Annotated in this window: 21 protein-coding genes; 3 read left to right on the top strand and 18 right to left on the bottom strand. The window is 41.9% G+C overall.

Features of this window, described 5'->3' with window-relative positions; translation table 11 throughout:
* Positions 1-217: 217 nt before the first annotated feature.
* From FHQ08_RS07420 to FHQ08_RS07380, 9 genes are all read right to left on the bottom strand, one after another.
* The gene (locus tag FHQ08_RS07420) at positions 218-1,621 is read right to left on the bottom strand and encodes a hypothetical protein (RefSeq protein WP_230913771.1); all 1,404 of its coding nucleotides are present in this window, start codon (positions 1,619-1,621) and stop codon (positions 218-220) included.
* A gap of 427 nt (positions 1,622-2,048) precedes the next feature.
* Positions 2,049-2,975, bottom strand: coding sequence for a helix-turn-helix domain-containing protein (locus FHQ08_RS07415; RefSeq protein WP_230913770.1), 927 nt, complete (start codon positions 2,973-2,975; stop codon positions 2,049-2,051).
* Positions 2,976-3,494: 519 nt separating this feature from the next.
* Positions 3,495-4,565, bottom strand: a complete 1,071-nt coding sequence (locus FHQ08_RS07410) for a hypothetical protein (RefSeq protein ID WP_230913769.1) — start codon at positions 4,563-4,565, stop codon at positions 3,495-3,497.
* A 200-nt stretch (positions 4,566-4,765) separates the two neighbouring features.
* The gene (locus FHQ08_RS07405) at positions 4,766-5,011 is read right to left on the bottom strand and encodes a DUF2922 domain-containing protein (RefSeq protein WP_230913768.1); all 246 of its coding nucleotides are present in this window, start codon (positions 5,009-5,011) and stop codon (positions 4,766-4,768) included.
* Between the two features lie 33 nt (positions 5,012-5,044).
* Entirely contained in the window at positions 5,045-5,266 is a 222-nt protein-coding gene (locus FHQ08_RS07400; protein ID WP_230913767.1) for a hypothetical protein, read from the bottom strand.
* A gap of 393 nt (positions 5,267-5,659) precedes the next feature.
* The gene (locus FHQ08_RS07395) at positions 5,660-7,549 is read right to left on the bottom strand and encodes a glycoside hydrolase family 97 protein (protein WP_230913766.1); all 1,890 of its coding nucleotides are present in this window, start codon (positions 7,547-7,549) and stop codon (positions 5,660-5,662) included.
* Positions 7,550-7,801: 252 nt separating this feature from the next.
* Positions 7,802-9,613: a hypothetical protein gene (locus FHQ08_RS07390; RefSeq protein ID WP_230913765.1), complete on the bottom strand. Its 1,812-nt coding sequence runs from the start codon at positions 9,611-9,613 to the stop codon at positions 7,802-7,804.
* 186 nt (positions 9,614-9,799) lie between these two features.
* On the bottom strand, positions 9,800-10,669 hold the full coding sequence (locus FHQ08_RS07385; RefSeq protein WP_230913764.1) for an NAD(P)-dependent oxidoreductase: 870 nt from the start codon (positions 10,667-10,669) through the stop codon (positions 9,800-9,802).
* Positions 10,670-10,672: 3 nt separating this feature from the next.
* Complete coding sequence (locus tag FHQ08_RS07380) at positions 10,673-11,902, bottom strand: serine hydrolase domain-containing protein (RefSeq protein ID WP_230913763.1); 1,230 nt, start codon at positions 11,900-11,902, stop codon at positions 10,673-10,675.
* Between the two features lie 241 nt (positions 11,903-12,143).
* Here FHQ08_RS07380 and FHQ08_RS07375 point away from each other — a divergent pair, with 241 nt between their 5' ends.
* Both FHQ08_RS07375 and FHQ08_RS07370 read left to right on the top strand, forming a co-directional pair.
* Complete coding sequence (locus tag FHQ08_RS07375) at positions 12,144-13,250, top strand: FIVAR domain-containing protein (RefSeq protein ID WP_230913762.1); 1,107 nt, start codon at positions 12,144-12,146, stop codon at positions 13,248-13,250.
* A gap of 20 nt (positions 13,251-13,270) precedes the next feature.
* Positions 13,271-14,050, top strand: a complete 780-nt coding sequence (locus FHQ08_RS07370) for a hypothetical protein (RefSeq protein ID WP_230913761.1) — start codon at positions 13,271-13,273, stop codon at positions 14,048-14,050.
* Between the two features lie 218 nt (positions 14,051-14,268).
* Here the strand turns inward: FHQ08_RS07370 and FHQ08_RS07365 are convergent, their stop codons facing one another.
* The 8 genes from FHQ08_RS07365 to FHQ08_RS07330 all read right to left on the bottom strand — a co-directional run bounded on the left by FHQ08_RS07365 (position 14,269) and on the right by FHQ08_RS07330 (position 23,079).
* Positions 14,269-15,378, bottom strand: coding sequence for a DUF916 and DUF3324 domain-containing protein (locus tag FHQ08_RS07365; RefSeq protein WP_230913760.1), 1,110 nt, complete (start codon positions 15,376-15,378; stop codon positions 14,269-14,271).
* Positions 15,379-15,459: 81 nt separating this feature from the next.
* On the bottom strand, positions 15,460-16,110 hold the full coding sequence (locus FHQ08_RS07360) for a WxL domain-containing protein (RefSeq protein WP_230913759.1): 651 nt from the start codon (positions 16,108-16,110) through the stop codon (positions 15,460-15,462).
* Between the two features lie 331 nt (positions 16,111-16,441).
* Complete coding sequence (locus FHQ08_RS07355; protein ID WP_230913758.1) at positions 16,442-17,566, bottom strand: DUF916 and DUF3324 domain-containing protein; 1,125 nt, start codon at positions 17,564-17,566, stop codon at positions 16,442-16,444.
* Positions 17,567-17,660: 94 nt separating this feature from the next.
* Positions 17,661-18,323 carry a WxL domain-containing protein gene (locus FHQ08_RS07350; protein ID WP_230913757.1) on the bottom strand — a complete coding sequence of 221 codons (663 nt, stop codon included), beginning with the start codon at positions 18,321-18,323 and terminating at the stop codon, positions 17,661-17,663.
* Positions 18,323-18,643, bottom strand: coding sequence for a hypothetical protein (locus FHQ08_RS07345; protein WP_230913756.1), 321 nt, complete (start codon positions 18,641-18,643; stop codon positions 18,323-18,325). Before FHQ08_RS07345 ends, FHQ08_RS07350 begins: the two co-directional genes overlap by 1 nt.
* A 19-nt stretch (positions 18,644-18,662) precedes the next feature.
* Entirely contained in the window at positions 18,663-19,724 is a 1,062-nt protein-coding gene (locus tag FHQ08_RS07340) for a DUF916 and DUF3324 domain-containing protein (protein WP_230913755.1), read from the bottom strand.
* An 18-nt stretch (positions 19,725-19,742) separates the two neighbouring features.
* Entirely contained in the window at positions 19,743-20,387 is a 645-nt protein-coding gene (locus FHQ08_RS07335; RefSeq protein ID WP_230913754.1) for a WxL domain-containing protein, read from the bottom strand.
* Positions 20,380-23,079, bottom strand: coding sequence for a pectate lyase-like adhesive domain-containing protein (locus tag FHQ08_RS07330; protein ID WP_230913753.1), 2,700 nt, complete (start codon positions 23,077-23,079; stop codon positions 20,380-20,382). Before FHQ08_RS07330 ends, FHQ08_RS07335 begins: the two co-directional genes overlap by 8 nt.
* 388 nt (positions 23,080-23,467) lie before the next feature.
* Between FHQ08_RS07330 and FHQ08_RS07325 the strand changes: the two genes are divergently transcribed.
* Entirely contained in the window at positions 23,468-24,421 is a 954-nt protein-coding gene (locus FHQ08_RS07325) for a CAP domain-containing protein (RefSeq protein WP_230913752.1), read from the top strand.
* Positions 24,422-24,571: 150 nt separating this feature from the next.
* Here the strand turns inward: FHQ08_RS07325 and FHQ08_RS07320 are convergent, their stop codons facing one another.
* Complete coding sequence (locus FHQ08_RS07320; protein WP_230913751.1) at positions 24,572-25,381, bottom strand: Cof-type HAD-IIB family hydrolase; 810 nt, start codon at positions 25,379-25,381, stop codon at positions 24,572-24,574.
* Between the last annotated feature and the right edge of the window lie 54 nt (positions 25,382-25,435).

Here is a 25,435-nt window from a genome sequence, read left to right as displayed (position 1 = left end):
GTATTTGAGTTACCCTAATTTCACCCCCATGGGGGTGAAGCATACTCAAGTGACGCAAACCTTATACAATAGACATTGATTCATTAACAGATGATTTAGTTGGAATTAACACTTGACTAATCGTAGGGAAGGGAGAGTGAGACAAAAGGTGCTCAGGCGCTGAGCACCTTTTGTCTCACTCTCCATCTATGCCTATTTTTGGGTTTAACGTGCTACCTTAAGGATAATAACCGCCATTTTCGGCATAGATCCACTGTGCATCAGTCCCAAGCCTAAGTGCCTGTTTGCCATTAATATGGCGCTGAGCAAAGACTTGGTAGACACCGTCAGCAGCAATCTTTCCAGCAAACTGGCCTTCTGCGGTATACAGCGGTGTCCCTTGTCTTGTCGTGAAAACACCGCCTTTGACTTTTTCAAAATTCAAGACAGAAGCTTTGACCCATTGATCCGTGCCCAGTCGATAAGCGACTGTTCGACCGTTTTCATCTACAGCCTTTTCAAAAGCACGCCATTCATCAATAGTTAAGGCCAATCGTTTCCCAGAATCATTGGTCGTGGCCGCATCATGATAGATTCTAGCCGCACTTTGTGAATAAACCACGGTGCCAACAGGAAGTTTTTTAAGGGTTAATTGTGGTGTTTGTACTTCGTCAGCTTTAGCAGTAAAGATTACTTTATCTGCCGACAACCATTTGCCAGCAGCTTGATCAGCTGAAACAGCCACGTGATACGCAACGATCGTGCCGTCATCGCGCTTAGCCACTTGGTCTACGATCAGTTTTGTATTTTGGGGTAGAAAAATACCGGCGTAACTCGTCAAATTAGCATTATTGAACGCGGCAACTTCATCTTCTGTTGTTATTACCGTCCCAGCAACATCTGAAATATGCAGGATCGGCAACGTAGGTTCACTTGGTACATTTGGTACATTGGTATTCGTATATGGCGCAATTTTGATATTTGCAGTGGCTAAACTATCTTCTTTCAGGTAATAGACTGCATCACCCAGGACAAAACCATAATAATTTTCTTGAGTAAAAGTTCCAGCTGCAAAATAAGCATAGGCCGCAACAGGTTGGACAGTTCCATCATTCTTTTCAATGGCAGCATTAATCTGAGCCGCGGTCGCTGCATCTGTGGCTTCAAGTCCCCCAGTAGTTGAGTGCAACTTATAATACGTGCCGTTTACATGCCCATATCCAGCTGGCTGCACAACTTGTCCCGGTAGTTTTTCAAGTGTTAACAGCCAAACAATTCTCGTATTAGCATCTACAGGTAAATTGGTTGTTGCATCCAGGTGCAAATAATATTGTGGGCCTCCACCAACTGAAGCAGTAATGGCATAGTGCTTACCTTGAATCTCAGCAATATCGGTGATTGGTACATTTGTACCAGCAACTGCCGCCGGAGATTCGTCAACAGCTTGAGTTGAAGTATTAAATACCCCAATTGTTGAACCCACCTGCCAATTAGCAATGATATTTCGGTCTGGTAACGTGGCGGCTGCCTGGACATGAGACGTTTCTGCAGTTTCAAATACTTTTGGTACTACCGCTAGTGGCGCTGCTGCCAACAAAGCGGCAGTAACAACGCCCAAATATAAGCCTAACTTCTTTTTCATATGAAAATACCTCCTCATATTGGGGAAGACAACTGTGAATACCATCAAAACGAACTATAGATAATCACGACTGGCGCTGAAAACTGTCATTATCACACTTATAGAATATAATTTTGACGCAAAACTTTAAAATATAATTGCTATTTTATGAAAAAGCTAAGCATTATCTGGTGTCGTAAAATCCTGAATTAAAAAATCAACGTTATTTAATGATATAAAAAAGTGGCTGAAAACAAAACGTTAGTTTTATCCCAGCCACTATGTGTTTACGAACAACTAAATTTTAAACGTGTGCCAAAAGGCAACAACCTCACCTAACCACGAATGGCTCCAGTGGCAAGTCCACCATTTTTCGCCACTCTTGTTAGTGCTCAGGTGCTAAGTGTCTTTTGTCTCATTCACTTTTTTATCATCTTGGTACTGTGCTTTAATGCGGTTGTGTTGCTGATTCATCTGTATCGCTTTTTAGCCCATACATCTTTTCAATCATTTCTGCGTATTGTTTGAAGCCACGGTAAAAATCAGTCAAGCCGAGCAACTCGAATACCTTTAATGACGTATGGATCTCATCTTTCCCGGTTTCATCACCTTTGAGGTATTTCAATAATCCTCGGTAATAAATCAACGCGTTCTTCTCAAACATCATATCCGGTCGAATATCATATTGTTCCATTCTACCTTGCAACTTTAAAGCCTTATTTAATTGCTTGTCATTCAAATAGAGAATCACGATATTCACTAAAACACGGAAACTTTCCATCCCGTAATCATGCATGTGCTGATACCAATCCATGTTAGTCAACGCACGTTCAGACATGGCATCCACAACTGCCATAGGAAAGGCAAACATCACACTGTTAAATAGAACTAATTCATAGTGCGCCCAAGTATAACGCGACATCAGATAGTCGGTTAGCTCCTTCAAATATGCCTTGTTATAGGGCTGCTGGGTCATGCGACTTAATAGGATCGAACAAATATCACGTAAATGGTGGTATTTTTCACCGCCAAATTGTGCCCGAACTTCCAACCTGTCTAGAATTTGTTTCATCGCATCGCTTTTTTGCTGATTCAAATTGGTCATCATTTGGGCCATGACCACGTCAACTTCATTAGGCGCATAGCCGTTATCAATATACAAAAATTCGTTAAAAGACACGTGCAGCCGCTCTAAAAATTCAACAAATGTCGTTACTGAAGTATCCGTATTTCCCTCCACAAAACGTGTGTATGTTGATCGGGAAACATTGTCCTCAGTCAATGCCTTTACTGAAATATTCTTGTCTCTTCTAATTTGATTAATTGTTCTGCCAAAATTCAATAAAACCGCCCCCATCCATAATGTTTGTTGCAAAAATGCATCTTTTGACTGCTTTCTGAACTGTTTTCCCTGTGCAACGTCCAGACTATCTAGACTAAATATTGATCACAGATAGCGGAGGAGTGAAGATTATGTGGATGCTAATTTTTTTATTTAATAACTTGTTGATTAGGGCATCAGCTTTATAAAGGACAATGCCAAAGCATTATGCCAGTAATTCTTTGGTATCCAAATTGAAAAATGGCTGTTTTTGAATCAAATATCTACTAAAAAATATCATAAAAGTTACAGAATAGCCACTTAATACTATCTAAATTTTATATGATAATTGAAGAGGTCGGGACAAAGTTAGCGTTTTGTTTTTGACCTCTTTTTAGTTACGAACAGTTATACCTTAAATGTGCTCTAAAAGACAACGACCTCACCTAACCACGAATTACTCAAATGGAAAAACTACCATTTGTCGTGATTCGTGTTAGTGCTCAGTCGCTGAACGTCTTTTGTCACACTCTGCTTTTATTTTTGCCGAAAACCATATTTTATCAAGCAATATCATTCGTAGTACTGACCGCATTCCGCATAGACCCATTGTGTATTGATTCCTAATTTCAATGCTTTATGGCCATTAATATAGCGCTCTGCCGATACTTGATATGTACCAGCCACAGTGACCTGAGGCATTGTCTGGCCTTGCGCATCGTAATACACGGTGCCAGCTGGTACGACCAAAACGCCGCCTTTAGCTTTTTCTTGTTGTAAGTCACTGGCTTTGACCCATTGATTATGTCCGAGTCGATAAGCAACGACCTGACCGTTGGCAGCAATGGAACGATCAAATGCCGCCCAGTCAGTGATTCGCGTACTTAGCCGCTTACCAGAAGGCTGAGTGGCACTAGGGTCTTGGTAGATTACGGCGGCGGTGTGGGAGTATACCACAGTTCTTAGAGTTAGTGGCGTCACATTAACTTGTGTCGCCATTTTTTCATTTTCAGGCGCTGCTTTCGCATCAGCCGCTAAGGTCGCTTCAGCTGCTGAAATAAAAACCGTCTGCTGATTGTTAGCCTTAAATGCATAATATTTTTGCCCATTGATCATATAGCTAACGGTGGGCACAACTTTACTTGCATCAAAATCCGTAGCTGTGATTGTTTGTGCCAACACGGGGTCAACAAAGAAATTAACGGCTTCATTTGCTTTAAAAGTTAATTTGCGTCGCGTGGTTACTTTCTGAGGGCGATGCATTTTTAAATCATCTGTAGCAATATCTGTAGCTCGAAATAACCAGGTTCCCGGGTTTTGAGGACTCTCGCTCACATGAACATACACTGTTTGGCCAGCAACAACCAATTTACGCAGTATAATTTTATGCGATAGCTCGCCCGAACCTGTATAGGCGGTTTTATGCGGTGCGATCGTTTGGTTGGGTGTGACAATATAATACCGCACATGCTCCAGATCCTGTTTGGCTTGGTAGTATGTAGTCGCAGCTGAATGATTGACGGTTTGCGTATCTTGCTGCGCCTGCTTAGTGGCTGCAGTGGCATTGCCAGTAACCGGAGCACTTAAAATCAGCATTAATGTCAGCGCACCAATACTGATCAGCTGGACTTTATGTCTGTTCAAAACAACAACCTCCCAAAATTCAAAACTAATATCCTAATTATCATAAAGCTTAGCACCCAGTAATTCAATTTAAATACAAAAAATACCCCATCCAGCGTGAACTGAGCGAGGCATCTTCAAATAAATATCTAGTTGTGTGAGCAGTCAGTCATTACTTCAAGTTTTGGAATAAAGCTAGTACAATTTCAATCAAGATCAGGCTATTCAGCCACAGGTTTAGCCGGGGATGCTGTTGTAAAAATATCTGAAACGTTACGTTCAACGTATTGCGCACTGATGGCTTCAGTATATAAAGCCACACCATCATGAACAAATAGTTTAGAGTCTGCAATCTTTTGCATCGCCCCCTTAACAGTTGCCTCACTAAGGTCTTGTTTGACGTCATTTAGTACCAATGCACGCTTTTTGCCTTCGCTGGTTTTGAAATTTAATTGTAAATGTTTCATTTGAATGAATTCCCTTCTTTTATTTATTGAGTTTTATTTAGCTTGGTCATTAACTACAAAGTTATGGGTAATGATTTCCGTATTCAACAAAGTATCCTGTTCACCCAAGGTTGCCAAAGCTGCTCCAATTGCAAGCACTTGTGCTTCATCTGGTTTTGCCACTGTGTTTTTCAATTGACGTACTTTTTTGCCGCCTTTGTAGTGTTCACCACCGATATAATAGTTGATTTCTGTTGCATTCCAATTTAATGCCATTGCTATTTCCTCCTAAAGGGTTATGATGTATTTGTAAGTTAGTCGCTAGCAAACTGCCCTACACTAACTAGTAACAAATGAACATCGAAAAACGGAAATATTTTTTGATTTTTTTATCAAACGCCTGATAACTATTGTTATACCAATCTTCTTAACAGATATTTAACGAAAAGTTATCGATATCATTGCAAAAGTATTTCCTTTTTGTAACTTTTCGAGTATACTTAGATTTGGTATTCGTTACTGAATCGCTCATAATTGCAGAAGTCTCCTGCTCGGATATGGGAGGCTTTTTGTTTGACTTTTTTTACATATAAGTAAAGAAAAATCCCTGGTTGCTATGATAGCATCAGGGATTTTGTTATATTTCAATAATATTCATATAGAAAATGACTATTCACTTTTTACCAGTTTCACAACAAAACCGCCATGTTCTTTCAACGGTAATTTTAGCTGTGTTTTTCGCGTCACTTGCTTCGTCTTGCGTTGAACTTTGGTTCCCGTGGCATCATCTTGAAAAATTTCTGCCTGATAGTTCCCCGCTTTCAAAAAAGTCAATTTAACTTTTGCCTGTCGTTTTGGATCGGTGATCCCGGCAACATACCAAGTCGTTCGCTTACGCCGCGCAATCGTCACATACTGACCGACACTAGCCTCCAGCGTTTTGGAATCATCCCAACTAGCTGGTAACCCTTTGTACAAAGTTTTAATGGGCTGTTTTAGATAAATTTGGGGTTTATCGGCCATTGTCTGCAAACCGCTTTGATAAAGTACCGGCAAAGCTAACATCTGCGTAATCGTAAATGGGTGCGTTGTCGGAAAATTATTGAAAGACAATAGTGGCGTATAATCCACCGGACCTAGCGCACCACGCATAAAGCTAATCATTACATTGTGCTGAGCAGTGGTTAAATCAGAATGGTATACATATTGTTCCGCCCCAAAAACCGCTTCTTTACTCAATATATTAGGATAGGTCCGCTGTTCTCCCGTCGGCTGATTGGTACCATGATAATCAATCACCAATTTATGCTGCGCAGCGAGTTGATTCAAATTATCGTAAAGCTGCATAGTGGCTTGATTTTGACTGTCAAAAAAGTCCGGCTTGATCCCCTTAAAGCCCATCCGTGTGAGTTCTGCCAGCAACGTCTGGCGATAATTAGCATCTTGTAAATCATTGCTGTCTAACCAAGCAATTAACCCAATCTTTTTTTGTTTCGCATATTTCAATAATGCCGTCGTCCAGGAATAATAACCTTGATATTTAGGAGTTGTGCTGGTGGTATTTTCCGGTTGCCAGCCTTCATCCAAAATCACATATTGCCAATGCATTTTAGCCGCTAAGTCGATATACCGCTTATAAGTAGCCAAATCATTAGTTGCATCGCCATTTAGCCAAGTCCAAGCTGCAATACCCGGCTTGATCCACTTGGTTTTTTTCAGTTTGCGCTTATAGCCTAGATCATCCGCCATCATCGTACCGGTAATGGTTTTAGCTGAACCAGAAGTAATGAAGCGCCATGGGGTCTGCATGGGTAATTTAGCTATAATGGTATCTGTTTGTTCCTGCGAAAGATTTAACTGAAATTGGTCAGACTGCTGCCCAAGCTGCAACTCACTGCCCACATAATTTGGTACTAAGGCCGCTTCAGAAATCAAATTATAAATACCGTTTTGAGCTTGATACAACAATGGATATTGTAAATGAGCCGCTTGAATATCTTGCCAATTTGCAGCCGTCTGCTCGGGTGCTTCATGAGACACATTATAGGGCATATACCAGTAATGACTGTTAGTCGGTGTATTAAAAGTGGTGTACTCGTTATTGATTCCAACCTGCGTATAATCGGCGGTGTTACTACGAACGCCGTAACGAAAGGCAATGCCAGTTTTCATGGCACGCACCGTCAAATCTAAATAAAGCGCACCCTTAGAAAAGGTTAAATTCAATTGATTAGCCGTAAAACTATGTTTTTTCTTGGGACCGGCTATCAAAGTGTATTTTTGTTTAATGTTTTCATGAGATGTCGCATTCAGCGTTAAGCCAGTGGACAAATCACCAAGATTTGTGGCCAGTCCTAATTGTGAAGGTTCAACTATTAATTTACCCGCATGCCACACTTGATAGGACAGCTGACCATCAGCGGACAAGCTGACTTCCGCTTGGCTGCGCTTAGTGGTATCACTGATCAGCCAATGATCGGCACTCGCCGCCTGAACGAGTTGGGGCATTAAATAGCCTATTACCATGAGCAATAGGGCCAAGCCTAAATTTAAGATCAATTGCTTGTTCGTTTTCTTTTTTATGAATAACATGTCTTTTATTATAGATAAAAGCCCGTTAGATTGCGAGCTACGATTGATCAAGGTCGAGATAAAATAAACAGAGGTAGCTGAAAACAATAGATTTGTTTTCAACTACCTCTTAGTTGTGATTCATTTTAGTTTAAACGTGTTCCAAAAGGCAACGACCTCACCTAACGACGAATCACTCAAATGGGAAATCCGCCATTTGTCACACGCTTACTTCAAATATTAATTTACTGGAGCTGATGTCGTGGTATTTTCAATAGTCAGATATTGGCTCTCAACCCATTGATTAGCGCCGAGGTTCGTGTATTCACGACCATCAACCATGATATTGCCAAATGTCTGCCACTGGGTTCCGTTATCTAACCGCCGACCAGTAGCATGAACCCCATCTGGTTCTAAGTCCCAAAGTGTTAAACCTAAGTTTGGTAAGAAATCAACTGTCCCAACACCAGCTTGTTCAATCATCGTAAAGCGAGCACTGATCCATTGGTTCCGGCCAACTTCATACCAAGCACTGCCATCACTTAAGACGGCCTTACGGAAGACCTTCCAGCGTGATTGATCTTGTAAGAATCTTGGATTACCGTTCGCATCATTAACTTGCTTGCCCTCGGGCTTATTATAAAGCACAATGCCACGACTGCCCGTAAAGAAGACTTTACCAACACCATCAACATCACTATAAGAAGCCGTTGAAATATAGCTCGTATCAGCAGTTTCCCCCAGTTTAGTAACCGCAGTTTGCAAAGCTTGTAAGGCAGACATATAGTCGATAACCGTACTATTCGTATCTTTCAGCACACTAGTTGCCTTATCTCGAGCTGTGGTAAAAGCAGTCCAATCCGTATCAGAGGCGTCCCCCTGACCGTAACCATTGACTTGATTCAATAAGTCTGCCAAAGCTTGCTTTTGTGATAATTGACCATTAGCTGTCTTCAAGTTCGTTAAAGCAGTTTGCAGCTTAGTAGAAGCTTCATTGATGGTCGAAACTGGCGTGTCAAACATCGAACCGGCTTTATCTGCAGCCACATTATCTTGGAAATAGGTTTGTGCTTCAACTAAAGCAGCCCATGAATCAGCTGTGAATTGTGCCTTATTTAGACTTAAAGTCATTTGATACTTATCACCCAAGACTTTAAGGGCATCCGTGTCGCTGGCTTTAGCTAGTGCCTTTTGGGTAGTGGTCAAATATTGATAAGCTGTGTTGACTTGTGTTTGAGAAGGATTGCTAGCATTCAAAACATTAGCCGCATTATTTCTTGCTGCCAGAAAGTCTGTCCAAGTACTCTTGGTATAATCCCAAAAATGATAATCCTTGACGCTGTTATATAAGTTCGTTAGCTGTGTCTTAGAAGCTGTGGTTGTACCAGTCAACTTCAAATTATTGATAGCATTATTGATGGCACTTGCTGCATTATTGGCATTTGCTTGATAAGTCGCTGAAGCAACTTGACCTGTCTGGTTCAAAATAGTCGAGCCAGCATAAACAGCATTTTCTAATGCAATTACAGTCTCATAAGTATACTTTGTTGTATCTTGATATTCATTTTTACTCCCATTATTGATTGCATTAGCCAAGCTGATAGAGGCTTTAGCATCGGCTTCATAGGTATTACTTGCCGTCTGAACGGCGGTGATTTCAGCTTGCGCCTGATCATCAGTCGTCGTGGTATCATTCAAGGCGGTCGTTGCCTTGGTAATCGCGCTGTCTAAATCTGTCCGACTTGTGGTTGGCAGCTTAGCATTCTTATAGTCAGCGTTACTTTGCACATTTTTCGCACTATTGATCGCATTTTGCAAAGCTGTTTTATTAGCTTCGGTCATCTTCACCGCTGCATTGACGACGTTTTGCAAATTTAATTGACTTGGATCAGTTGCCTTAGCGTTCTGATCACCAGAATTCGTAGCGGCAGCAGCTGGACTCACACTATTGATCAATGGTGCGGCCATCATCATCCCTGTAGCTGCTAAGCTAATTACTTTTGTATTCGGTTTCAATTGAACGGTCTTCTTGTGTCTAGCTTTATACATCATTTTCATTCCCACCCTTACAATAATTCTTGAAATCACTTAATGTTTTAATCAACTACATTTTAACATAATGCCATAAAACCCGAACGAATCCTGTCTACTTTTAATTATCTTTTAAACAAAAAAGATAATTACTTAACAATCATCTATCATAGCAATATTTATTTTAAGAAAATGACTTTTCAAACGTTACGACCACCATAATTTGACTAGTGCTTGTGTCCCATCATTCCCTAGTTGATGATCCTCAACTAAAATGCGATACAGTTCCGCAGCTTGGCGCGTTGCTGGCAAATCCAGCTGCATAGCTTTGGCACTATCCAGTGCAATGCGTAAATCTTTTAGGAAATGTTTGGCAAAAAAGCCTGGCGTATAATCTGCTTTCAAAATACGCGGCCCGTAATTACTCAAAGACCAATTGGCACCGCCACCGGAACCCACTGTATCGAGAACGGTTTGTAGATCTAAGCCCGCTTTTTTCGCATAAACTAGCATTTCCGTCAAGCCTGTCATCGTACCAGCGATCATGATTTGATTGGCCATTTTGGCATGTTGGCCGTTGCCAGCAGTACCAAAGTAATTAATTTTTTGCCCCATAGCGGCTAAAATAGGCCGAACTTTTGTCAAGGTAGCTTGCTCACCACCCACCATGATCGACAAAGTCCCTGCCTTAGCACCGACATCACCACCAGAAACTGGCGCATCTAAAGTCGCAATATGTTTGGGCTTAGCTTCATTATAAATCCGCACAGCGATATCCGGCCGACTGGTCGTCATATCAATCAATGTCTGCCCACTGTGGGCTCCTTCAAAAATACCATCACGGCCAAAATAAACTTCTTGTACATCTTGGGGGAAACCGACGATCGTAATGATAACATCCACGGCTTGGGCCACTTCAGATGGCGTATCCAACCAAGTTGCACCGGCAGCCAATACAGCTTGGGCATGGGCTTTCGTCCGATTGTAGACGGTAACGGGATAATCATGTTTCAGTAAATTCAGGATCATCCCAGTACCCATGACCCCAGTACCAATAAAACCAATTTTTTCTTTCATTGCTTACTGTCCTTCCTGATTAGAGCTTATAGTTAATAGTTGATAAATTTGATTGACGAATGCCTGGGCTTTTTTTGGTGTCACATCATATTTATAGCGGTTGCTCATTAATACCACGCCATTTTTACCATCTTTCGTTAAATAAAGCGTCGCCTCATAGCCTGAAATTAGGCCATGGGAATAAATATGATCAGTATAATTATAAACACCACCGCCGTAATGACCTGCACTAGTATTGCGCAAAGTCTCTAAAGCCGGCTTAGAAATAATTTTACCCGCCAGAATCGCTTTTTGAATTTTCAAGAGGTCCCCCGGTGTCGAATAAAGGTTGCCCGTCCCCAATTCACGATTGTAGGTTACCGGCGTGATGACGATCGGTTCGGCATAACTGCTCGGATCTTTTTTTTGACTGGTGTAACTGACGGTATGATGAGCTTCCTCTGCAAAAGTTGGCATAAAGCCAGTGTTCATTAAATGCAGGGGCTTAAAAATCTGCTGATCTACCAAATCATAATAGGTCTTATGGGTCACTTGCTCTAAAATACCCGCTAACAGCGTATAATTTACCGGCTGATAGTTGCTCGTGTTGAGCTGGTGGGCATCAAACTGTACGTGTTCAACGGCGAAATTGACAATTTTACGATCTTGATTGCTAAAAGAGCTTGACTGAGCCGTCATAGATAAACCTGAACGCATATTCAGCATCTGGCGCAGCGTGATCTGCTTACTGCCAGGCACTTTTGGATAAAATTGACTTAACTTATCAGATAATTTAAGTTTGCCTTGGGTTACCTGCCGCATCACTAATACAGCTGTTATCGACTTTTGGATCGAAGCCCATTGATAAAGTGACTTATAGTTATTTTTACGCTTGCGGTGATAATCAGCATAGCCATAACCTCGCTGGTAAACCACTTGATCATCACGATATAACAAAGCCGTGCCACTAAAATGATTGGCCTTAAGTAAGGCTTGCAGCTGCATTGTTTGCGCTGACGTCAGTCGATTCACAGTTTTGGCTAAGCTAGGATCATTGCCATTTTCTAACCGATTAATAGCCAGCTGATAGTTATTCTTTTGGCGTGCAAGCTGGCGTTCATATTGACGTTGCTGATCACGCTGGACACTTTCATTTTGCGGTTTAAGGTAGCCCCAATAGATAAACGCACTCAAGACCACCCCTAAACACACCCCCAGTATCAAACTAAGACTTGTTTTTACTGTTAATTTCATATGCCTTTTTTCCTAACATTGTAATCGCATCAATCATAGCATAATCTCAGTACTTTCGTATGTGATATGTTATACTTTAGCCAGTTATTTCGGCCTTATGGCTTTATTTCAGATAGCAGTGTCGCTCATTTGTCCAAATGCTTTAAAACAATAAAAATCTACTATTATCTTGCACTTTATTTTTAACGATTCGTGTTAAACTTTAAGGGAAATAAATGTTCTATCTTGGGGAGGAACCACTATGTATTACGCTAAACACCGTTATACCAACCAACTTTGGTTCAAAAAAATATGGCCGCTTACCGCCGCAAGCTTACTGCTTTCAACGAGTATACAGGCAGGCCTAAGTCTTAATGATCCAAAAACACAGGCGGCAACGACGACACAAACTACAAACGCTGCGAATAATCTACAAACTTTAATCAACGGGCTGGCAAATTATAATTCTGAAACTTACACTGATGCCTCTTGGAGCAATTTATTAGCTGCTAAAGATAATGCTCAAGCTGTTTTGGCAAACACCAATGCTACTGCCGTGGATATTCAGACCGCCGCCAGTCAACTAAACAATGCCCTAACAAATTTACAGTTATTCCAAAATCCACCGATTCGTGAATTATTGCTAGATTACTATTATACGTTACAGCACATTACCCAAGGGTCTGCACCTAGTAATACTTGGACCAACTTTACGACTCAATTAAATGACGCTCGGGATCTACTACAAAGCCCCACAAGTACTGATGCACAACTACAAGCTGCTTATGAAAGCCTTGCTAATGATTACAAAGCCTTGATCAATCAGCAAGTTCTTCCAACCAATAATACAAACAACGGCACTACCACGATTGCCGATAACGCGACAGCAGGTGCTGTCTCCGACAACGAATCGGCGTCGACCCAACAAGCAAGCTACACCAATGTGAACGGCGTCGGTCAAGTCTTCTTTACAACAAACTCAGGTATCCCTTTATATGATGCGCCTAATGGCAATATCTATCACTATACTGATGGCACACAACATTTACTAGCTAATGGTACCGCTTGGAAAGTCTTCCGCAAGGCAACTTTAAGTGATGGCACAACTTGGTATGAAGTGGGCCAAAATCAATGGGTCAGTGCCCAGTACATGATGATTCAAAAAAGTGGCGTGGCGACAATTAATTTTGCTCCCGGATATAGTATCAATTTATGGCAGCTCCAACCAGATGGGGTTCACTTTACAGGCCGACGCTTAACCAACGGGACAGCTTGGAAAATCTATGGCAGCATCATGGTTGGTGGCGTTGAATACTTCAACTTAGGTGCCAATCAATGGGTCAATAGTACTTACGTGACTTTGAGTTAATTGCTTTAGGAGAGATTTTTATGAGTGAAACATTCACTGGCGGCTTTACCACCGACACCTTATTCATCGACTTACACGATTTAGGGAAATTATACGTTCTGTCAAAACTAGCCACTCCGATCAAACCAGCTGTGATGCTATATTTTCAAAAGAGTAAACTTGTTGGTATTGGTACAGAACAACCTAAACAAACTTTCGATCGGATATTATGTATTGACCCACCTGAAACTATTCGGCAAATTAACTTAGAACATTTTTTGATCAATCAAGTTCCCGCCGTTGGTAATCTTGAATTAACAGATACAACCAGCTTAAACGAATTACCCGAGGAACTAGTGGAACCTATCGATACCTATTTTCAAGCTATCAAGCCGCTGTTAATACAGTTAGGCTTTAATTTGACATCTCAAGCTAGATCTTATCAAGCAACAACCGATAAGAAAACACGACATCGTTGGACTAAAGCTATTAGTGAAATGCCTTTTTATGTGAATTATCGCGGCAGTAGGGGCGTTGTTTTTTGGACCAATCGCAACGAACTAACCTTGAAAACCGGTGCACAGATGACAATAACACCCCCGCTCAACAAAGATGGTACATTAGGTTTTTCCGCACGCTTTGCACAGCAATTGCGTCAGGAACACAGCGCTCAGTTTCATAATTACGTGACTACTTCGGATATTACGCTCAAAAGTGTCAACGAAGTCGGCCTTTTCTTATACTTTGCTGGGACGAACAGTTGGCTACAGCTTAAAGATAGAAATGGTCGTTCGATCCATGATTGGACCGCCGTTGAATAAAATCAAGAGTGTGACAAATGGCGTTCAGCACCTGAGCACTAACAAGAATTGCGACAAATGGCAGGCTTTCCATTTAAGCGATTCGTCGTTAAGTGAGGGGGGTGCCGTTTGGCACACGTTTAAATTAAAATTTTTCAAAAAGAAGCGAGATCGTAAACAAAACTATGTTTTGTCTTCGACCTCGCTTCTTTTTACATTCTAAACTTTCTGATCAGGCATTACTTATCTTTCCTTGTTCGTTGCTGCTGTAACTGTGCTCTCAAGCGCTCTGCTTCTTGTTTTTTCCGCCGATAAACGACCCAGAAAATGATACCGGCAATTAGGATAAGTGCCGCGATGAGCCAGAGCCACCAATAATTATGTTCCTGTGTAGGCGCTGCAACTGAGGCTCGATTTAAGTCACGTGCCCGTTGAGCCGTGATTCGAAAGTCTTTGTTAAAATACCACGTCTGGGTTCCAGCCCGTAATTGAATAGCCATTGTATATAAGCCTGGTGCAAATCTTTGCTGATTCAATGATATTGGGAAAGGCACAATTGTATTTGGTGCAACTTGAACATTTTCCTTTTGATGTTGATATAGAACTTTGGTGCTGCCTTTTCGGGTAACTTTAGCCTGCATGTTCACTGGTGCCAGATACATCGGCTGGGTATTGCGAATATTTGCAAAAATGGTATTCCGCTCGGTAATGTGTCCCAGATCAATTGTCCCCATTTTAAATTCAGGTGCCACGGTTGTTGCTGTTGCAGCAGATGATCGTAACAACAAAGCAATCGTATAGGCAAAACGGTTTTGTACCTCTAATGCTGCGCGACCAGAATTGTTAGTGCTGCTTGAAGTATTAGCTACCCTGGGCGTAAAGGTCAATCCTCCTGCAATAACACCCGGGAAACTAGTATTCGGCATTGCCAAGTCAACTCTAACGATCACTGATTTATTGGCTGGTACGCGATACGTTTTTTGTTCCAAGCGCGCAATATCCGTAATTTTATACTGCAATGAACGATCCGATTTACCAGCACTATCATAATTCACCACGCCGTTATAATTTGTCGTGGCAACATTGAGCCGAGGTGTAAAAGTCAAAGCCTCATCTCTTAAATTGAACAGCTCGACTTCAAGAACTTGAGTCTGGCCAGGATCAACACTTAGATCAAAATAATTCAAAGCCTTATTCGGTTGATTGTCAGGTAAGACGGCTCTCACTTTAAATCCAGCGGCGTTCTGTACATCATCAGTAGCACCATAGGCCATGCTTGGTAGGCTGACGAAACCCAGCGTTACAATCGCCACAATTAATGCAATCAGCCCATAATAACTTTTTTTCATCTCTGGTCACCTCCATGATTTGACAATTGAAGCCAAGAGATGTGCCGGCAGCACATCTCCTGAATCAAGGGTCAAATTAGACTAAAGCGTCGGTACTGCCTGAAGATTCCAGGTCACCGCAGCTTCATACACCCCTGCCTTGGTTACGGCTCTTGCGGGAATGGATAACGTCATATCGTTGTTGGTCAAACTCGTCGTTACCGTCCCAATAGCAGCGTTACTACCTGTTAGTACTGGCGCGTCATTGTCATTCAAAGTCACCGAACTCCCATCACCGAAAGTGACACCGGTTGTTGGCGTAGTAGTGCCATTTTGTAAGGTGATTGTCGCGCCATTGATCGTGGCACTATTATCTTCAAGCGCAAACGGTGATGAGGTCTTGGCGTTTAGTGTCCAACCGGTCGCTGTGGCCGCTGAGCGTCGATCTTGAACACTGATCGTGTGACCTGTCGTGATCGTTGACCCTGGGGTTGTGTGACCCGTTCCGCTATCAACCGCCGTGGCCGTTGTAGCGGTATCATTGTTGATTTCGTGGGAACCAAAATGCATATCTGGCACCGCCAAAATCTTTAAAGCGTCTTCTTGGGGCACATCTGTAAATTCTACCCCAGCCCGACTGGTTGCCGTTTGATCTGCCGGTGCTGCCATAGCTTGTCCAGTATCGATTACCGATACAGCGCCCACTGCCGCCAATGTCGTTACCAATACTGTACCTAATCGTCTTTTATTCAAAGACCATGCCTCCTTTAAACAACACAGAATCTGCGTTGCCTGACAGCTATTCCCAATAAGTTAAAGCTTATTAAGATACTTCCAAGTTACTGTTTCTGTGGGAGAAGCGACCACCGTATTGATGTGTTTATTAAAGTAAGTCATCAACCGCTGTTCCCCCATCTTTATTGTATAAAATCCACTAAGAATGGAATAAGCATAACCTATATTTGGAAAAGCACCTGCGTTTAACCCCTGCAATATAATATTTTTTATTTAATTTCATAAATTATGATGCCATAACCACTGTTATCTTGGCTTTTTTGACCGCACATATGCGTGGCTTTAAAGCTCATTTATCGGTTCGATAATTTGCTTTGCGCATGGCGCGTCTTTCACGTTGCAACTGGGCTTTTAATTTTTTCTGTTTCATTTGATAGATCAGAATCGCAGCCAATATAACTAAGAGAATGATGCCAGCAGCTACCCAAATCAGCCAGCGGTTGTCTTTAGGCTGTGGTGTCGAATCAGCTTCATTCAATTTTCGTGCAGCTTCGGCTGTAATTCTAAAATCACGATTGAACCGCCACGTTTGCGTCCCTGATTTGACAGTCACTCGAGCCGTATACTGACCAGGTTCAAATTTTTGATTATTCAATTGAACTGGGAATGGCAAAATGGAATTCGGTGCAATCTGCATATTGCCCTTGCGATTGCGGTATAATACGTCACTTTCACCTTTGCGCGTCACATGTGTATTTACCGTGACGTTAGAAAGATAGGTTGGTGTCACATTGCGTACATTGGCAAAAATCGTATTTTTCGCTGTAATGTGCCCCAAATCCACTTGTCCCATTTTTAAATTTGGCGCGACAACTGCCGCCCCAGTATTAGAACGAAGTAATAAGGCCATCGCATAAGAAAAACGATTATTGATCGTTAAACTCGTTCGATTATTCTGTTTTGAATTATTATTTGTCGTATCATCTTGTTTCTGGCGAAAACTGATTCCACCAGCAATCAATCCTGAAAATGGCTGCTCAGGTGCTGCCATCGTAATTTTAACAAGCGTGCTGCTTTTAGGCTCGATCGTATAAGTATTTGCTTCCAAATGCGCTATATCCGTGATTCGGTGAGCCAACGTTCGATCAGCCTGCCCCTTAGATAGGTAATTTACCACCCCGTTATAATTCGTGGTAGCGACATTTAATTTTGGTAAAATCGTGATTGCATGATCGCGTAGATTTTTGACTTCCACTTCTAAAACCTGCTGCTGTCCAGGATCGACTTTTATATCAAAATAATTCAGATTTTTATCTTCCTGATTTGCTGGAATGACCGGTTTCACAACAAAATCTGCCGCACTTTGTGTTTCCGTCTCGGCCTGCGCCATATCATAATTGCTGCAAACTAGATAAAGACCACAAATAAGTGCGCATAATGCCAATAGATGGTGTCTAAATACATGCTTTTTCATAGTTTTAGCCTCCTAAAAAAATTGAAAACCCAAGTCAAAAGATGTGCGGACACATCTTCTGAGTGGATTTTCAACACTTACTTGTATCAATCCGTTATGGCGTCGCAACTGGCCCAGCAGTTAAAGTCCAGTCGATATTAGCTTCATAGGTGTCTGCATCAGGGACGGCACCAGCCGGAATAACTAGCGCCACATCATCCGCACTAGTTGAGAAGTCTGCTGTTGTTTCACCAATCATGGTCGCATCAGCTTCTAGAACCGTATTTACCGCGCTACTAATTTCAACCGTGCTGCCATCACCGCCTAAGTTCACACCAGTACTGCTGCCAGTATGTGTAAACCCAGGATTACTCAAAGCTACTTTAGCCGTTGTGATTTTATTAGTCGGCGTAATACCCGTAAAATCACCTAACGTAGCTTGTACGTGCCAACCGTTCGCATTAGTTCCTAAACGTTGATCAGAAACAATGATTTTCTTTGAAGTTGTGATTGGATCTGTAACGCTTCCAGCACCACTATCCGCTGTTTGATACCGCATTTCTTTAGAGTTATCAACATTTTGGCTCCCAAAATGGAAGCTTGGTACTTCAGTTATTGTCAGCGGGTCAATTTGTTGTGTAAATTCAACACCTGCTTGACTCGCTCCAGTATCATCTGCAGCCTGTACTTTATTGGTATCAGTAATTGCTACCGCACTTACTGCACCGATCGTACCTAGAGCCAATAAAGTTACGAAACCTAAATTCATTTTTTTCATCATGGTACCTCCTTTAAACGTTTCATTAGCAGCAAGCTCATGCTACTGATCAATAAACCAAAACCAGTGACATAAGCTGTTCGGTCAACTTCATTTAACTGGGGTAGACGTGATTGTATCTGGGCAGAGGGCTGTAAATAATAGCCAGGATTATTTTCGATACTACTATCCGGCACTGACGGGCCAGTAGGTTCTGGAAAATGAATACCGGTAATTTCAATACCCACACGACTCGTCTGTTGGGCTTGAAGCGGGGGGTCCCGAAAGGAAATAAAACTCAATAATAGTGCAAAAATACTGATGATCATACGACCAATCATGGCATCACCTCCTTAAATGCTAATTTGATCTATATGGTAAACGCCGATTTTGGCGGTATTGCTTCCGCTGTTGGACACTGCGCTTAACTAAATAAATCAACAAAACAATTAAAGTTAGCGCACCGCAGCTAAAAATAATTAAATATAAGACTAAATTACGGTCTTGGCGCCAATGTTCATAAGCATCGGTTTGATTAAGTTGTTGGGCTTTAGCTGCAGAAACCACAAAATTTTTAGTAAAGCGCCAATTTTTAGCTTTCGTTTTCACATTCAAATGCAACGTATAAGCACCTGGTTTGAAAGCCGTTTTATTCAGAGAGATCGGCAACGGTAAAATCGTATTGGGCGCAAAATCAACTTTTTGCTGCTGAGTATACAGCGGCTGCTTGCTGCCTTTCGCCGTCACAACCCCTTCAACTCGCGCCCGATATCGAAATAACGGTGCTTGATTGTGAATATCAACTTGGATCGCATTAGCCGTATGACGCTGCGTCAAATTAATTTTGCCAAGATTAAATTTCTCAGCAGGCGCTGACGCTGCTTGTTGTGAGCGCAACAATGTGGCAATTGTATACGTAAAACGATGTTTGATTCGATTTGCTTTGATTGGCTGCAGTGGCTGATCCTTTGACTTGGAATAGATGTGTATGCCACCGGCAAGTACGCCAGCAAATGGTTGAGATGGCGTTTGCAGCAAAAAATCAATTGTTTTCGTTTCTTTTGGCATCAGTGTAATGGTTTGTTTCGCGTTCTTGATTAATTGCGACAATGCATAGGGCAAACTAGGATCTGTATTGCCTGAATTAACGTAGTCTACAATGCCGTTAGCATTTGATGTCGCTGTGACAACTTTAGTGCCCAATGTCAATGACCTTGAACTGGTATTTTGTATTTGAATTTGTAATGGCTGTAGTGCTCGGCTATCCAAATTTAAATCAAAGTAGCCTTTCTCAGCCTGTGTCCCCAGTGGCTTAACAATGAACGGTGCACCTGTCGTAGCTGCTTGCGACCTTGGTGTATGAACGAAACTAACGATGCAAAAGCCAATTAGCAGACCTAACAGATGTTGAAACAAACGCATATCGAACACCTTCTTTCATTACTCTTCGCTCGCACTTGGCTCTGGTCCCGCGAACAAGTTCCAAGTAATCACGGCTTCATAACGTTCATTTTCACGATACCCTTCGGTTGCATTGGTAGGTGAAGGCGGAACAACTAAGCGCATATCTTCATAGTCAAACTCAGCAGTGTGTTCCCCCAACTGTCGGGTTTCTCCAACTAAGACGGTATTCAAATCACGATTGATTTCCGATTTACCACTCAACGATATTCGCTCCGTATCAGCCCCATTCACTTGCGTCTTCGGATCAGATAGACGAATGACTGCACCCTTGATCGTGCTGCCCGCGGTGCTAGTAAAGTCTGATAGTTGGGCTTGTAAATGCCAGCCTTTGATTAGCCCTTCACGCACATCATGCACAGAGATTCTTTGCGTTGTTTGCATGTTTCCTCCTGAAGCGACCGCTGCCTTGGTTGTGGCTTTGTTGTAATTGACATCAATTGAGCCAAAATACATATCTGGGACTTCAGTCACTCTGAAAGGGTCGGGTAGAGATGTAAATGAAACTGAACCGGAACTGGCCATTGTGCCCATAACTTCACTCGCTGCAACAGAAGACTTTGTGCCAAAGATGGCACCACTCAACAATAAACCTGCCCCGATCAATAAATAGCGTTTAGTCACTATCCCTCACCTCCTTAGAAATCGTTGGTTCGGAAGATTGCGGTGCTTGAACCAAAGTGAAGATAACCGTCGTATTATATTTGATATCGGCCTGCTTGCGTTCTTGAGAGAATTTAGCTTTTAATTTATTGGTCACTTGATCCGTCAAGGTAACGGAAGTTGCATTCGCAGTTGTCTCGGATTGATACAGGGTCACTGGATCACTACCAAGCAATAATTCTTGCTGCCCATCGACCAAGTAAAGATTGTTCTTAAGCTGATGATTAGAGTTACTGGCTTTAAAAGGCTCATCTTGCGAAATCTGCAGCGACCAATTTGGCGAAGCGTCAACATCAATATTCGTCACTTCTAAAGTCCCAGTGGCATGAACCTCATGAAAATCAGGTGTTCGTTCATAAATTGGTATCTCCCCAAAATCAAGGATCGTTGGTACTTGAGCCAAGGTGAGCTGGAGGGGATCATATTGTTTAACAACCACATATGGCGGCTGTTTTATCGTGTCGGGATCATCGTAATTGGCCGTTACGATAATGGTATAGTTTTGCTTATTCGTTTCTGTCGAAAGTGGTGTCTTTAATTTAATATCAAACGCAAAATTGCCATTCACATCTACAGTCTTCGTGAGCACTTCAGCGTTGTTTAAGTCATCAGCAGTAACTAGCTCGCCCCGATTCGTGTCTAAAAAATGAAGGGTCACACGGGCGCCAGGTGTTGCTGTCCCTTTGATTGGTGGGTAATCCGTGACGCCTTCAAATCCGTTTGGAAACTCAATTGATTCGGCTGCAAGTTCTGGCTTAGTGGGCTGCCCAATTTCTAAGTATTGCAAGGCATTCGTAAATGGCACTTTGGGGCCACTTCCTGAATCACCCCTAAAATTGGCATTCATTGCACTTGTGACTACTTTATTGTTCCCATTAAAAATCGCCGAGAAATTAATATATGGATAGCGTGCGGTTTGCACTGGGTTCGTATTCGTTTGAAAATTTACAGAACGTTTGACATTCTCATTCAAGGCTAATTGAACACCCTCGATAATCGGCTGTGTCCCAGCACTGGTCGTATTATCCAAAATAACTTTTGAGCGGCCGATAGTGATAGGGTTACTGCCCGCGCCCTTAATAATTGGTAAATCTTTCATGCTATTGTTACTGATGAGCACTTCCGCTTGGTCCCTGATGTCAAGCGTGCTACCAGAATCATCAAAGGGCAAAATCCGCCTACTTGGCTCATTGATTTGAATCGCGACATTCGCCTGATCACCAAAAGTATAATTGAACTGCTTTGCTGCACTAGCATTGTAGATAGCACCTGCATTGATTGCCATTTTCCCGAGAATATCAAACTTAATTTGATTATTGCTGTAGATAGTGTTGAAAATTGATTTATCACTGTCAATGGTCAATTTAGCCTGCGGTGCCACATCAATTTCAGTGTTAGCGCGAATGTCATTATAGATCACATCCAAACTCTTTAATTCAATTGAAGCTTGTCCTTTACTTTGAATATGATTGCCGGAAGCTCGATCGCCAAAGATAGCTTGATTCGCACTGATCCGGATTTTAGAGGTATCATTATCAGAATCACCGGCGCTGATAATGGCATTTTCAGAATATCCACCAAAAAATTTATCTACTGAAAGATCAATCTTTGAATTACCAGTTGCTTGTATCGGCAATTTTGCAGTGTTCCCATTCACAAAGGTGGTAATATTTTTACCTGTCAGCGTCCCATTGTCACTAATATCCATTGTTGCTAAATTACCATTAGCCGGCATCACATGACCTGAAATATTATTTAACCGCATGGTTCCGCCAGCTCTAGCAGCAAAATCGGCTTTATTTCTAGGATTGTCCCCCCAAATATTTGTAGCGGCATTGACGTTGATCGTACCCCCAGTTTCAGCAACAAAGGTGTTCCCACTCGGCTGATCAAAGACATCATCTTCAATATTCAAATCAAGTGTCGAGCCTTCACCAAAAACGGCAATTTTTGAGTCAACAGTGTATGGATTATCAATTAACGTATTTCGCGTTTCGATAGAAACTTTGGCGCCGTCACCCACTTCGATTCCGACCGTCTTAATATCAGTTGTTCTAGCTCGTAAAAAGTTAAAAGTAGTATCGGCCTTTTTTATCTTGGTTGTGCCTGAGATAAAGACTAAATTGTTTGTTTCCGCAAATTCTTGATGATTAGTAATAAAGTCGTTGTTACCCTCAAAAGTAATCGCAGAGCCATAATGGAAATGGAAAGGTTGTACGCCTGTATAGGTGACATCTTCAATCGCGATAATTGCTTCCTCACCGTCTCGATCTGGTCTAAAAATACCGTAGTAATTATTATTCTCAATCGTTAAATTTTTAAATCGTAGGGTTCGCTTATCCATTGCATCCCGCGTCGCTTTGATTGCTGTACTGCCATTATTACCAGTTGTAATACGTAATTTATGGCCGTTCCCATCAATCACTAGCTCTTCATTTCCTTGAGGCGGCACCACATTAATATATCCAGCGCTGGACAATTCAATATCTGCCGTAAATCGGACATTTTGGCCGCTTTCTAGAGCAGTTTTCATTTCGCCTGGGGTATTGACTTCTGTATAAGTGGCTGCACTGTATGCGGGCGCTTTGTACTGGTAAAACCCTAGTAGCAAACTCAAGCCTAGAATGATGCTGATAATAATTATTTTCTTCATTTGCTTCACTTCCTCACATTCATAATTTTCTATGTATGGGGGACGGACTATTTTTTGTATGAGTTTATTCTAGCGGGTACATTAAAAAAATAATAATCGAGACCTGATGACACAAAAATAAATTGCCGTTAATCACTGGTATAGCAGTAATTAACGCCAATCTATTTTTTGATATTACAATAATAATTTTTGTTATCTAAAAAAATAAAGGTATTTGTATTGACGCCAAAAATATTCAAGCAAACTAAAACCCACTACCTTCCCCAATTTAAGCCCTAAATGGATTAAATAATCTCTATCGAAAATAAAACGCACTTGGTACCGAATGCCCCAATCATAAATAATTAATTTACGCAAACAATAAATAATTATTTATAGGAGGGCCACCATGCGTAAATGGCAAGCAACATTTCTACTCACAACTTCATTAGGTGCATTAAGTCACAGCTTACAGGCAAAACCCAAGCCCATTCAAGCCGCTGAAGCTGCGCAACAATATAGCCACACCCCAATCTTTCGCAAGCGGGCACTGCAGGTAGCTTACCAGCCCAATTTCGATCACGTCCGTGCGCTAATGGTCCATGGTATTAATGATCTACGGGCACAAAATGGCTTACAACCACTCCGTTATAATCAAAATATTACCGATGCCTGGTCACAAACTATTGTGGATCGCAACATGCGTAATGGCAAAGTTGCCCATGAGATTGGTGATCAACGGCAGGCCATGCATCAAATCGGTTACTACTTCTTTGGTGAAAACTTAGCTATGACACCAATTGATGTCCCCATCAAATCTGGCGACCGAATCTTACCGGCTGTAACATCAGATCAACAATTAGCCATTGCCTTGATCACCCAATATTATGACGACATTGGTGTGGCTGATTTTGGGCATCGCAAAAATTTATTAAACCCTTACTTTGATCAAATTGGGTTAGCCTTAAATTATCGTACGGATGCTGATGGTACTGTTAGAGTTTATAACAGTTTGAATTTTGCTGGTGTTGCGACCAACGAAAATAACCAAGCAATCAACGATTACTTGGCTTACAGTACCACGATTGGTTTAGATCAGCAGCGCTTTCCGAGCACTTATACCCCATTAGATGAACAAACCATCAGCCGTCAAGCAAATTTAATTGGCGTCGTACCCCGAAATCAAAATATTCATCTCTATAATCGTTACGGACAACAAGCCACACATTCTGGCCGTCAATTACCTGGTGGCAGTACTTGGCGCATCACTGAGACTTGTTATGATGAAACCGGCCAACTATGGTATCAAGTTGGCGCCGATCAGTGGGTCAATAGCAATAGCATTCAAGTTCAATGCTGGTAAGAGCGCGAGTGAAGCCGGTTAGCTTCGGCGCACTAACACAAATTGTGCAGATGAAGCGCTAGCTTCAACAAGCAATTAGGGTTAGGTGACGAAGTTAGCTTCACGAGCGCGTTTAACAATCAAAATCAACACAAGTAAACCAAGGCCGCCTTAACTAGCCAATAATTGATCTAACACATCTAAAACACCACTATGGTTGTTATCATATTTTGTCACGTTTAGCCCAAGTTGACGCATCTGCTCAGGTGCGTTTTTCATTACATAACCGTGCCCAACATGTTGCAGCATCTCTAAGTCATTATAATTATCCCCAAAAGCCATGATTTCATCAGGACTAATGTGCCAATGCGCTTGTAATTGGGTGATCCCCCAAGCTTTATTGACCCCTTTAGGAATCACATCAATACTGCCAGATCCGCTTGGTGTCGCGAATAAATCTGTCCCAAATAATTCGTTTAAATATTTGGCCTGCTGAGCCACACTTTTTTGCGGCCAATCAAGATTCACCTTATAAATCGCATCCTGAACTTGTTGTAAATCCGCAACGGGGTGCATATCATGCAAATAATAACGAGTCAAGGGTTCATGGATCGTAGGATCATCAGCGGCCACATAAGTCGCATGCTGGCCGGAGAGTCGTAACCGCGCCTTGGCAAAAATGGCATCACTTTCAACGTGGGCTACCAAGTCACGGACTGTCTCTGTCGGTATTGTCTTTTGTGTAATTACCGTTTGACCATCAACGATATGGGCGCCATTTTCAGCAATAAACGTCTGTAAAGGTGACTTTTGCGCAAAAATACGCTGTAAGTGGCGTAATTGATTGCCGCTAGCCACGACAAAACGAATCCCTCGCTGATGCAAAGCTGCTAATTGAGCATTAAAACGATTAACATCATAATCGTGGTGATCATCAAAAAAAGTCCCATCAATATCCGTTACGATCAATTTGATTGTCATAAAAAAACTCCCGTTCTAATTTAGATAGCGCTACCATCATTATCAATGATAAAG

It is taken from the genome of Agrilactobacillus fermenti (assembly GCF_021030645.1).
Classification (GTDB): Bacteria; Bacillota; Bacilli; order Lactobacillales; family Lactobacillaceae; genus Agrilactobacillus; species Agrilactobacillus fermenti.
Note: the sequence above shows the minus strand (reverse complement) of the source record. Positions and strands in the feature narration are given on the sequence as shown.